Source organism: Flavobacterium sp. EDS, from assembly GCF_020991525.1.
Classification (GTDB): Bacteria; Bacteroidota; Bacteroidia; order Flavobacteriales; family Flavobacteriaceae; genus Flavobacterium.
This window is the reverse complement of sequence record NZ_JAJMOZ010000002.1, coordinates 324,314-336,532: the sequence shown is the minus strand read 5'-3', so window position 1 is coordinate 336,532 and position 12,219 is coordinate 324,314. Positions and strand designations below refer to the sequence as shown.

General features: G+C 28.4%; 14 protein-coding genes and 2 pseudogenes. All 16 read right to left on the bottom strand.

All coding sequences use genetic code 11. The features are described from left to right. Positions 1 to 2 precede the first annotated feature (2 nt). Positions 3 to 887: a glucose-1-phosphate thymidylyltransferase RfbA gene (rfbA, locus tag LPB87_RS04655; protein ID WP_230605102.1), complete on the bottom strand. Its 885-nt coding sequence runs from the start codon at positions 885 to 887 to the stop codon at positions 3 to 5. Between the two features lie 43 nt (positions 888 to 930). Then, positions 931 to 1,782, bottom strand: coding sequence for a dTDP-4-dehydrorhamnose reductase (rfbD, locus tag LPB87_RS04650; protein ID WP_230605101.1), 852 nt, complete (start codon positions 1,780 to 1,782; stop codon positions 931 to 933). Beyond that, positions 1,782 to 2,057: pseudogene (gene rfbC, locus LPB87_RS04645) on the bottom strand (dTDP-4-dehydrorhamnose 3,5-epimerase); the annotation flags it as partial. The gene rfbD (LPB87_RS04650) and the pseudogene rfbC (LPB87_RS04645), both read right to left, overlap by 1 nt. 141 nt (positions 2,058 to 2,198) lie before the next feature. Next, entirely contained in the window at positions 2,199 to 2,501 is a 303-nt protein-coding gene (locus tag LPB87_RS04640) for a hypothetical protein (RefSeq protein ID WP_230605100.1), read from the bottom strand. A 725-nt stretch (positions 2,502 to 3,226) separates the two neighbouring features. Next, a complete protein-coding gene (locus LPB87_RS04635) occupies positions 3,227 to 3,910 on the bottom strand; it encodes a DUF2837 family protein (protein WP_230605099.1) in 684 nt (227 codons plus the stop codon). A gap of 107 nt (positions 3,911 to 4,017) precedes the next feature. After that, positions 4,018 to 4,869: a dTDP-4-dehydrorhamnose reductase gene (gene rfbD / locus LPB87_RS04630; RefSeq protein WP_230605098.1), complete on the bottom strand. Its 852-nt coding sequence runs from the start codon at positions 4,867 to 4,869 to the stop codon at positions 4,018 to 4,020. After that, complete coding sequence (gene rfbC, locus LPB87_RS04625) at positions 4,869 to 5,417, bottom strand: dTDP-4-dehydrorhamnose 3,5-epimerase (RefSeq protein WP_230605097.1); 549 nt, start codon at positions 5,415 to 5,417, stop codon at positions 4,869 to 4,871. The genes rfbD (LPB87_RS04630) and rfbC (LPB87_RS04625) overlap by 1 nt, the downstream gene beginning before the upstream one ends. 24 nt (positions 5,418 to 5,441) lie before the next feature. Next, positions 5,442 to 6,279: pseudogene (locus LPB87_RS04620) on the bottom strand (DegT/DnrJ/EryC1/StrS family aminotransferase). Between the two features lie 18 nt (positions 6,280 to 6,297). Beyond that, complete coding sequence (locus tag LPB87_RS04615; RefSeq protein WP_230605096.1) at positions 6,298 to 6,723, bottom strand: hypothetical protein; 426 nt, start codon at positions 6,721 to 6,723, stop codon at positions 6,298 to 6,300. Continuing rightward, entirely contained in the window at positions 6,720 to 7,685 is a 966-nt protein-coding gene (locus LPB87_RS04610; RefSeq protein ID WP_230605095.1) for a glycosyltransferase family 4 protein, read from the bottom strand. The genes LPB87_RS04615 and LPB87_RS04610 overlap by 4 nt, the downstream gene beginning before the upstream one ends. A gap of 34 nt (positions 7,686 to 7,719) precedes the next feature. After that, positions 7,720 to 8,604: an NAD-dependent epimerase/dehydratase family protein gene (locus LPB87_RS04605; RefSeq protein WP_230605094.1), complete on the bottom strand. Its 885-nt coding sequence runs from the start codon at positions 8,602 to 8,604 to the stop codon at positions 7,720 to 7,722. Positions 8,605 to 8,617: 13 nt separating this feature from the next. After that, complete coding sequence (locus LPB87_RS04600) at positions 8,618 to 9,412, bottom strand: glycosyltransferase (protein WP_230605093.1); 795 nt, start codon at positions 9,410 to 9,412, stop codon at positions 8,618 to 8,620. Next, positions 9,412 to 9,627, bottom strand: coding sequence for a hypothetical protein (locus LPB87_RS04595; protein WP_230605092.1), 216 nt, complete (start codon positions 9,625 to 9,627; stop codon positions 9,412 to 9,414). Before LPB87_RS04595 ends, LPB87_RS04600 begins: the two co-directional genes overlap by 1 nt. A 2-nt stretch (positions 9,628 to 9,629) precedes the next feature. Beyond that, the gene (locus tag LPB87_RS04590; RefSeq protein ID WP_230605091.1) at positions 9,630 to 10,220 is read right to left on the bottom strand and encodes a DapH/DapD/GlmU-related protein; all 591 of its coding nucleotides are present in this window, start codon (positions 10,218 to 10,220) and stop codon (positions 9,630 to 9,632) included. A 2-nt stretch (positions 10,221 to 10,222) separates the two neighbouring features. After that, positions 10,223 to 11,056, bottom strand: coding sequence for a glycosyltransferase family 2 protein (locus tag LPB87_RS04585; RefSeq protein ID WP_230605090.1), 834 nt, complete (start codon positions 11,054 to 11,056; stop codon positions 10,223 to 10,225). Beyond that, positions 11,040 to 12,218, bottom strand: coding sequence for a hypothetical protein (locus tag LPB87_RS04580; protein ID WP_230605089.1), 1,179 nt, complete (start codon positions 12,216 to 12,218; stop codon positions 11,040 to 11,042). The genes LPB87_RS04585 and LPB87_RS04580 overlap by 17 nt, the downstream gene beginning before the upstream one ends. Between the last annotated feature and the right edge of the window lies 1 nt (position 12,219).

Sequence of the window (12,219 nt, the reverse complement as noted above, 5' to 3'; positions counted from 1 at the left end):
AATTAAATTTTAACTCCAGCTCTCTTCTGTTTTAAAAAATCCATTAAATAAGCTCCATATCCAGACTTAACCAAGGGTAATGCTAGTTGTTCAAGTTGAGTATCATCAATGAAACCTTGCCTCCAAGCAATTTCCTCAATACAACCAACTTTTAAACCTTGTCTTTCTTCTAAAACCTGTACAAACTGTCCCGCTTGCATCAAACTATTAAAAGTCCCCGTATCAAGCCAAGCTGTTCCTCTGCTTAAAATTCCAACTTTTAATGCTTCTTTTAGTAAGTATACTTTATTTACATCGGTAATTTCGTATTCTCCACGGGCACTTGGCTGAATATTTTTGGCAATTTCAACAACTGAATTATCATAAAAATATAAACCTGGAACTGCATAATGAGATTTAGGATTCTCTGGTTTTTCTTCTATCGAAATGGCTTTTAAATCATGATCAAATTCTACAACCCCATAACGTTCTGGGTCCGAAACATGATATGCAAAAACGACCCCTCCATTTGGCTTAGTATTTGAACGCAAGAGCTCTTGCATATTGGCTCCAAAAAATATATTATCTCCTAATATCAAAGCGACATCATCATCTCCAATAAATTCTTCTCCAATTACAAAAGCCTGTGCTAAACCGTTTGGAATAGCTTGTTCGGCATAACTAAATTTACAACCCAAATTCTCCCCATTCCCTAATAATTTTTTAAAATTTGGTAAATCATGAGGTGTTGAAATAATCAAAATTTCATTTATTCCTGCCATCATCAAAGTTGACAATGGGTAATAAATCATTGGTTTATCATATACAGGCATCATTTGCTTGCTCATTGCAAGTGTCAACGGATGCAATCTTGTACCAGAACCTCCTGCTAAAATAATTCCTTTCATTTTTTTAAATTAAATCAATTTATATTAACAAAAAAATCAACGACTATAACTGTGTCATCATTTTTTTTAAACTCTCTTTATAATTTGGAACGTCTGTGCCATACACTTTCTTTATTTTATTTTTATCTAATAAAGAAAAAGAAGGACGTTTTGCCGGAGTAGGATATGCCGAAGAAGGAATCCCATTGACTTCACAATTGTATCCTCCAATATCTTTTATAGCCAATGCAAACTCATACCAACTAATTTCTCCTTCATTCGAATAATTATAAATTCCAGGAATCCACTTTTCTGAAAGAACAATTTTAATCATAGCTTGTGCTAAATCAGTTGCGTAAGTTGGCGATCCGATTTGGTCATTAACTACACTTATTGAATCTCTTTCCTGCATTAATCGCTGCATAGTTTTTACAAAATTATTACCAAACTTACTATAAACCCACGAAGTTCTTATGATAATAGCATTTGGATTCTCTTGTAAACAAACTATCTCCCCCGCTCTTTTAGTAGCTCCGTAAACATTTATAGGTTTTGTTGGAGCTTCTTCATCAAGAGCCATAGAAGATGTTCCATCAAAAACATAATCTGTAGAAACATGAATTAATTTAACTGCATTTTTAGCTACATATTTAGCCAATACTTCTACTGCTAAGTGATTAATTACATTAGCTAATTCCTTTTCTGTTTCTGCTTTATCAACAGCTGTATAAGCACCACAATTTAAAATAATTGAGGGTTTTATATCACTTAATTGTACTTTAAGTAAATCTAGATTGTCTAAAGTAATTATGGTTCTATCTGCAAAAACCCATTGAAATTGAGGGTAATTTGAGGACAACAAAGAAAGCTCAGATCCTAGCTGTCCATTGGCTCCTGTTACAAGTATCTTTTCCATTAAAACAAACTATTGCAATTGTCAATAAAAGGGAGAATTTGATCTTTTTCAGAAACTATCGCCTCCTCTAGATTCATTCCCCAATCAATATTTAACGATGGGTCGTCATATTTTATTCCACCTTCTGAAGCTTTATTATAAAACTCATCACATTTATACATTACCGAAGCCGTTTCGCTGATGACTGAGAAACCGTGAGCAAAACCTTGAGGTACTAACAATTGTTTTTTATTTTCTGCAGATAGCAAAGTACTGAATGATTTCCCATAAGTAGGAGGGTCTTTTATAAATATTTTTTTAGTTCTCATAAATGATTTAAAAATCACATAAAATTCACTCTAAAATTATATAATGTGAAATATTATCTTGTTTAAATTAAATTGTAATCATCAAATTAGAAGTAATAAAACTCAAAATTATAAAAATGAAAAGAACCCTATAGACATTTTAATATCATGCGTTTTTAACATAGCATAAACAAAAATAGGAAAAAATAAAATAGTCGATAGATTAATTAATTGCAGGTTTTTTTTACTAATAATAGAATCAAAAGGATAAAACAATAATGCAAAAATAACATAAGGCGAAAATCGAAACGCTACAACTGGATTTATATAATAACTTATCATATATATAAAAATGGTTGTCATTAAAATAGGATGCAACATTCTCTTTTTATAAAACAAAAAACCTGCAATAATCAAAAAAGATATAAACATAAAAAATATTTTGTGCATGATACCAATAGAAGGAATACCCTTTGAATAAATACTTATTTTGTCTAATATTGATTCAAAAGCTCCAATATGTGATAGAAAAGGACTTATAAAAAAGAATAAAAATATGAATAAAAAAACAAATACCAACACACTAAAATAAAATTTAGATTTATATAAAAAAGTAACTAGAAGTAAACTGGAACTTATATGCATAAATGGAGTCAGTAAAACCCAATTAAATTTTTTATTTCTAAAACTATAATAAAAAAACAATGCAAATAGAATATAAGCAGGCCCATTTCTAAGAACAACAAAAGTCAATATAAAATAATAACAAACAAACAAAATCATTTTTTTCCAAGTTTCAACATCTATTCGCTTTATTAACCAACAAAAAAAACAACTAGCAATCAACCAATTAAACCAATACACTCCCAAAAAAACACTTTCTTTTGAATTTAAAAAAAAAGAAAAGAAAACATAAACTGAATACAGATAAGGTTCATTTAACAGAAAAGAAACGAAACCATGAGGTTTGTGAAAAATTTGAAAGTTATAATATAGTAAGTAATCATTATTTAAACTGACATGTATTATTAATCTTAAAACAACAGAACTTATAATAAAACATAAAATAAATAGCCTATTTTTCTTTGAATCTAAACATGTAAGACATGCAAAATAATAAGATAAGAATGTTAAAAATAAAGCGATAAAAACCGATATCATTGAATATAAAAGAGGATTAAAACTAAAGTAATATGAGCCAAAATCCGACTTGTAGTTAATATTTTTATTTCTTTATATCCTTTACCATCATCAATTGCCCCCATTATTTTAGGATCGATAAGAAGTATTAATAATACTGAGCCGAACATATTTATAACCTGTGTCATCGAACTTAACATTAAAGCTTTTTGCGGATATGAAAAATTGATATAATATAAAAAAGTTATACTAATAGAGAATAGAAAACCAGCAATATAATTAATTGCAAACAAAATCCAATCTGTCAAGAAAATTTCCCCTTGTCTTTTGGATTGCTTTTCTATTTTTTTTAATGTAAAAGACTTTGACTTTCCAAAAAAACGATTTAAAATCATAATAACTTTCAAAGCAAAAAAATACGTAAATTTATATGAATAGAGAGGCAACAAAAACAAAACAACTAAAAAATGAGCTACAACAGTAATGTACCATACTTCGTTTTTATCTTTAACAGATTCAGTGACATAAGCCATAATCGGAATAAAAATTAAAATAAAACCACGAGAGCAATATTGAAAAATATTTATTAACGACAGTAAATGTCGGACATTCTTACTGTCCTGTATGTAATATTTAAAATGATAAACAGAAACATCGACAAAGATTGAAAAAGCATATGCTATCGCAGCAATAATAAACATATTTTATCATTTTTAGTATTCATGAAATCACCCTGATTATTGAAAAATAAATTTATTTATTGAAATGCTAGTTTTCTAAAGATAAAATTAATAAAAAAACACAGCAATTATAATTGCGCTAACATTTTTTTTAAACTCTCTTTATAATTTGGAACCTCTATTCCGTAGATTCTCTTAATTTTATTTTTATTTAATAAAGAAAAAGAAGGACGTTTTGCCGGGGTAGGATATGCCGAAGAAGGAATCCCATTTACTTCACAATTGTATCCTCCAATATCTTTTATAACCAATGCAAACTCATACCAACTAATTTCTCCTTCATTAGAATAATTATAAATTCCTGAAATCCATTTTTCTGATGAAATGATTTGAATCATTGCTTGTGCTAAATCAGCTGCGTAAGTTGGCGATCCGATTTGATCATTAACTACACTTATCGAATCTCTTTCCTGCATCAAACGTTGCATAGTTTTTACAAAATTATTACCAAACTTACTATAAACCCAAGATGTTCTTATGATAATAGCATTTGAATTCTCTTGCAAACAAACTATCTCCCCCGCTCTTTTAGTAGTTCCATAAACATTTATAGGTTTTGTTGGAGCTTCTTCATCAAGAGCCACAGAAGATATCCCATCAAAAACATAATCTGTAGAAACATGAATTAATTTAACTGCATATTTAGCTGCATATTTAGCCAACACTTCTACTGCTAAGTGGTTAATTACATTAGCTAATTCCTTCTCTGTTTCTGCTTTATCAACAGCTGTATAAGCACCACAATTTAAAATAATTGAAGGTTTTATATCATTTAATTGTACTTTAAGTAAATCTAGACTGTCTAAAGTAATTATGGTTCTATCTGCAAAAAACCATTGAAATTGAGGGTAATTTGAGGACAACAAAGAAAGTTCAGATCCTAGCTGTCCATTTGCTCCTGTTACAAGTATTTTCTCCATTAAAATAAGCTATTACAATTTTCTATAAAAGGAAGAATTTGATCTTTTTCAGAAACGATTGCTTCTTTCAAATCCATTCCCCAATCAATGTTTAATGACGGATCATCAAATTTAATTCCACCTTCAGAAGCTTTATTGTAAAATTGATCACATTTATACATAACTGAAGCTGTTTCGCTAATAACCGAAAATCCATGCGCAAAACCCTGAGGAACGAATAGTTGCTTTTTGTTCTCTGCAGATAATAAAATACTAAAGGATTTTCCATAAGTTGGAGAATCTTTTCTTAAATCAACAGCTACATCAATAATTTCTCCTTCTAAAACACGTACCAATTTAGTTTGTGCAAATGGAGGATTCTGATAATGCAAACCTCTTAAAGTTCCTTTTTTAGAAAAAGACTGATTGTCTTGTACAAAATCTATATTAATTCCTAAATCTTCAAATTTAGTTTTACTGTATGATTCAAAGAAATAGCCTCTTTCATCACCAAAAACTGTTGGCTCTACTATTACTAAATCTTTAATAAATGTCTTTTCAATTTTCATATTAAAATATAATTCTTATTTTTCTTAATAAAAAAAAGTCTTGATTACTTCTTCAATTCTATTTTTATCTTCTCTTGTTAAATTTGCCCCTGACGTCAAACACAATCCTTTTTCAAATAAACCTTTACTTACTTTTTTCTCCATAGTACGGATAGTTAGCAAACAATGGTTGCAAATGCATTAGTTTCTAAAGTGGACGCATTTCAATGTTTTTTTTCGAAAGCTAGCCTCAGAGCTTCACTGTTGACTTTTTTATTACAATCTGATTCTATCAAAATTGTACTTAGCCAAAAATTAGAGAAGTAATCTTCGTTTGGTTCTTCGAAGACTGTCACTTCATCCATATCTTTGAATAATTTTTTATAAAAATCATGCATTGCTCTACGCGCAGTAATATTTTTATTTAAAACTTCTAATTGCTCACATCCAATGCCTGCACAAATATTGCTCATCCTATAATTATAACCAATCTAGCTATGCTCATAATGTGGAGCATTATCTCTTGATTGAGTAGCATAGAAAATAGCTTTTTCTTTCAATTTATCCGAGTGGGTAACTAATGTGCCACACTTCTTTCCTTTGTAATTACTCTCTAAGGCTTCTGCACTATCTTCGATTATCGGAATTTCATATCGATTAGCAATCGCATGAATCTCATCTATTTTATAAGGCATCCCATATAAATGTACTGTAATAATAGCTTTAGGCTTTTTTCCATTTGTAATTCTATCTTTAATAGCAGCTTGAAGAAATTCTCTAATTTATTTTCAAATTCATTAACATTAGGTCCTCCAGAAATAATCCAAGAATCGTTAAGTGCTTTTTGAATATATTTTTCTTCAAATCCGCCTTGTTGTGGCAGTGATAAAAAATTCTGTTGTTATTCATCAATTTTCCAATAATTTGAATCATAACGTACATCGTCTTCACTAACATTTGCCAATGGCAAAGTAGAAAATGAGATGAGTTTTGAATCTTTCTCTAAAGATTGGATTACATTTGCATAACCGGCAGGAATATGAACGATTTTACTTTCTAAAGCTGAAATAGTAACTGTTTCAATTGTTAAATCTTTCGAAGGGCTTTCCCAATTGTCGATTTTTACAAAATGAACTTTAAAAGCCCCTGTCAGACAATAAAAATTTTTACCATCTAGTTTATGCCCTTGCCAAGCACGTATAGGATTTTCTTCAGAATTACTAATAATGTAGAATCTTTCGATATCCTTAAAACTAAAATCATTGACATACGAAATAGTTCCACGATAATCTGAGAAATCCCCTCCTTGAATTATTTTAGGATTCATATATTTAATTTTAAATTGCTCTTATTCAACAAATAAAATTTCAAAGTATAAAGTAAAAGTAATGGTGCAATAATAATTATAAATAATAGTATATCCTGAACTTTTTGGTATAAACATATAACTAAAACTGAAACTATAATCTGAGCTATTGCATAATATGCAGCAACCAATCTATGTTGAATTTTATATTCATTACTTAAAACTTGATATAAATGTAGACGGTGCGCTTCAAAAATATTTTGTTTTAAATATAGCCTATGTATTATTGTACATATAGCATCAACTCCATAAACTGCTAAAAACAATAACCAAATTACTGAAGTTGTGATTAAAATAAGTTTTAAAACCAGATAAATTACCCAAAAAGCAATAGCTATACTCCCAATATCTCCAGCAAAGCATTTTGCTCTTTTTCTATAATTAAAAAATAAAAAGACTAAACAAGCTATCATCGCATACTTTATAAAAGCCGCATCAATAAATAATTGAATCTTCGTGTTTACATATAGCAACGAACCCATTACGACTAAAGTATACAAACCTGTTATTCCATTAATACCATCCATAAAATTATAGGCATTAATAAGTCCTATAGCCAAAATATAGGCTACTATAACTCCCCAAATTGGAACTAAATTAAATAATTCCAAATCGTAAAAAAGTAATGTGATGGATAGAAAATGAATAGAAATTCTAATTTTATTTGATAAGCCCTGAATGTCATCCCAAAAACTGACCAAGCTAACTAAAGTTATTCCTGTAAAGAAAAAGTAGTTACTCCCAATATGCTGAGCAAAATAAAGCAAAGAAGCAAACCAAAAAATAATTCCACCTCCTCTTAAAGTAATTTCTGTATGAGAGCTTCTCTCATTGGGCTTATCTATTATATTAAAATGATTAGCTACCTTAAAATAGAGTAACATTATAATCATTAAAAAAATTCCGAGTATTGTATATTGCATTATTTATTAAAGCTTTTAACTGTTTACTTTATTATTAAACTAAATTTTCTCTCTTTAAATAATCTAAAACTGATTCAGGTTTCCAATTTAACAATCCTCTAGCTTTAGAATCATCAAAAACTAAATCAGAAGTTATCTTTTTTAATTTCAAAGAATTAATCGGCGCTTTAGTACCTAAAAAATCTCCGATTTTCGCAATCAATTTAGCTATTGGAAGTGGTAAACTAAATTGCTCTTTTTTACTTTTAGAAATTTCCAAACTTAACTCACTAAAACTTGGATGAACCCCATCTGTAAGATTATAAATCCCTCCAATTGGAGCGACTATTGGAATAAAAGAAGCTACATCCTTAGCTAAAACCATACTTTTTTTAGCCACTCCTCCTCCAATATTAAAATAATATCCTCTATTAATAGCTTTTACCATAGCCCCTAAATTACCCGGAGGATTTTCACCTACTAATAACGGTAATCTTAATATTGTACATACAACTTGATTATCACCGCACCATTTTTTTACGACTCGCTCTGCTTCTATTTTACTTAATCCATAAGAATCCCTAGCTAATAATGAGTGCTCTTCAGAAATATTATTTCCTATTTCTAAACCATATACTGAAACTGAACTTATAAAGACAAACTCCTTTGGCAAACCACATTTTTCTAATCCTTTTAATAAGTTTAATGTTCCTAAAACATTGACATCATAAAACTCTTTTTTTTCAGCTCCTGTTTTCGGAATACTATGTGCTTTTCCTGCTGCATGAATTACCAACTTAAAATTTTGTTTAAAATTTGGTATCTCTTTTTCTAATGAGACTTTATAGTCTCCACTAGACCTAGATAATGTTAGAAATTCAGATTTATCTCTTAATCCTTTTAAAATGGATTTTCCTAAAAAACCATTATACCCTGTCAACAATATTAGCATATTAATAAAAACTTTTTAACCAACCCCATTTATGAAAATAAATAAAAGCACTCTGAATTGTTATCCACTTAAATTTAATATTTTTATGTGTTAACTTTGCAAAATGATGGTAAACATGAGCATTTGGAAAATAAGCTGTCCTTGAAACTTCTAGAAATCTTCTTGTCAAATCAGCATCCTCTAGATACATAAATATTTTATCATCAAAAAAACCAACTTCTTTTAAAACACTTGTTCTGAAGAACATAAAACATCCCGATAAATATGGAATATCATAAATTAAATCATTATAATTTTGATCTTTATACTCATATTTGTCCATTCTCTTCTGAAATATTTTTTTTAGAAAACTAGGCAAAAAACCTCTAGCAAATAAATCAAAAAAAGTTGGATTTAGTTTGCATAAATATTGAAGTTCTCCATTTGGATAAATTACTTTTGGCATAACATGTCCAACATCTGTATTATCGTTCATAAAACCATAAAGTTTTTCTAATGTCCCTTTGCTAAAAAAGATATCAGGATTTAATATTAAATGATAATAGGAATTAGTATTAAAAGCTTTGATAATGGCTATATTATGTGCTGCGCCAAAACCAGGATTTGATGGATTATGATAGTATTCTATCCTAGATTCTACTTGCAATATTTTCAAATCATCAGTTGGAGAGTTATCAATTAAAAACAACTTAACATTAAGATTTGTATTCAAAAATGAATTAATTGCCTCTTTAAGCATATTAACATCATTTTTAAATAAAACAATAGATGCCGTAATATTATTAGATAAAGACATTAAAAAATATTTTTTTTAAATAAAGTGTTTAACATCATTTCTTCTTGAAATGAATAAGTTTTTTTTATCAATTTAGCCATATCATCATGCAAACAATCATCTACAAACCAAGAATTGACATTACCAATTAGATTAATTATTTTGATTAATTTATCTTTTATAAAAGTAGATTCATCAAAAATAAAATCTAGCAAATCTTTTTTAGCTAATTTCATAATTATATTTTCACCCATTTATTAATTTCAAAATCATACTTTTTAATAACTTTTGCAGGACTACCTACAGCTATAGAAAAAGATGGGATATCTTTTGTAACAACAGATAATGCACCAATTATGCAACCCTTGCCAATAGTTACTCCTGGTAATACACAAACAGACTCACCTATCCATACATTATCTTCTATAACAACAGGCTTACATACGGGTTTTCTTAACATTGGGATACTCATTGGATGATCACTAACAAAATTATCATAACTTCCGTGATTATGATCTGATATATATATTTTACTTGCCATCAGAACATTATCTCCAATGGTTATTGAACCAACTGCCCCAATATGAACGTAATCATTTATTTGAACATTTTCTCCTATTGTAATACATATATCATTTCCATCAATCAAAGGAATTGCTTCGATTCTACATCCAAAACCACTTGTAAAATTTTCACCAATCTTTATGTTTCTTTTATTTCTGATATCAAATGGAAGTCGTATTAATCTAGCTTGCCTAAAAAAAATCTTAGTGTAAAGCAATGATACTAAAATCCTTAAACCTCCAAAAAAACCATATCTTCTTAGCATAATTATTTTTTTAAAAGTAAAAATCCATCTAAGCGTCCTTTTATAGCAAGTAAATACTTTTTACTATCATTAGCTGACGTAATACTGAAAAAAAATCTAGCAAATTGATAAATCAAGGAGCTCATAAATACTCCAAACAAAATACCATTGCAATTTTTCCTCATTATAGCAGCATAACCATATGCATAATTATAAATTTTTTTGTTATCCATTGATAATACATCTAGTTTAGGATGCCATACTTGAACTACTGGAGAATACATCACATTATATTTTTTAATAGCACGTATAACATAGTCTAATTCTTCTCCCGAAGAAATTTTGGCCCCCACTCCGTAATTTTCATTAAATTTAATTTTAATTTTTGTAAAACATGTAATAGCTGAATATCTCATGCTAAAATTAAATAAATTTAATTTTTTTTGCTCTTTTGGCCAATTTCGCATAACATTTGTATTCGTACTACGTTCAACAACACTTCCATAAACAACATCAACTTTGGGGTTTATTTCAAAAAAATTAAGTGCCCGAGAAATTGTATCTGGATAAAAAGTGCAATCATCGTCAGGAAAAGTAATTATAGATCCTTTAGCTAAATCAATTCCTTTATTTTTGGCCTTAGATAACCCTTTTACATCCGTTTTATAATGCACAATATTTAACATATGCTCAAATTTTGCAACTAAAGTATATAAATCAATCACATCATTTTGATCAATAATAATAACTTCAAAATCTTCTAAATTGCAATCTTGTACTACCAGACTATCTAGTAATAATTTTACTTCATTATATCTCCCATATGTAGAGATGATTAGGCTAATTTTTAAGCTCATTATATTTTATATTTCTTATGAATTCTCTTCTAATAAAAACAAACATTTTTAATACCAATACTGTTAAGATACCAGTATATATTTGAGTAAAAACCATTACCCAATCAAAAAAATAAATCACATTATAAAATGCAGATAATAGCACAACTACTAAAAGCGGATAACTTTTTAATAAAGAAGTAAGTTTATAGAAGCCAATTACATATAAGATAGTTAATAAAAATGTAAAATATCCATATTTTAGATATAAATAAGTTGGCAGACATAAATTGACAGACATATAGTTTTCAAGTACAAATGATTGACTATATTCCATAAAAATAGCTCTATAGTAATTATTTGGCATTATATCAAAATCAAATAACTGACCAGGTACGATACTGTCTAAAGCAAGAAAAAACTGATGCGATACACTATATTTATCGTAAAATAATTCCATTTCTATATTATTATCATAATAATAAATTGGCATCATTGAAGTTTCTAAAACTGACATTCTGCCGACAATTTGGTTAAAAATAAAGTCTATACCTACAAAATCATCTATTCCTCTTAACTTGGTTGCAAAAATGAATAATATGGGTGCTATTATGATACCGCATTTTAAAAAAATTGAAAGCTTACCTTTATAAAATTTAAATGTTTCGAAAGCTAATCCAATAAAAAAAACAAAAAAAATTGTAATAATACCACTTCGACTACCTGACAATGTTACTGATATCACATAAAATAAAATTGCGAGCAAGACATTTGACTTTTTTTTCTGTACAAATAGTAATGTTAGTAATAAAGTAAATGGATTAAGAAATAAAGTTATATAATTTACTAACGTACCATTCTTTTCACCGGTTATAGTTGCTTCAAATCCGCCCATTGTCATTAATAATCCTAATTTTAATAATATAGAAAAATAAAATAAAATTGTAATTGGCTTCCCATCTATATTTGCTTTAATTTTATCGTTTTTTGTTGGAATAAAAAATAAAATTATTATCGCCAGCACAAGCGGAATAAAAAGCAAAACAAAAGATTTAATTAAAGCAGGAAAATCTACAAGGTCACTATAAACTGGAGTAAAACCATATATTATATAGTATATAGCCGGTAAAAAAACATGCAACACAAGAAAATAGATTAAAATTGCAATAATAGCTTTTTTCATT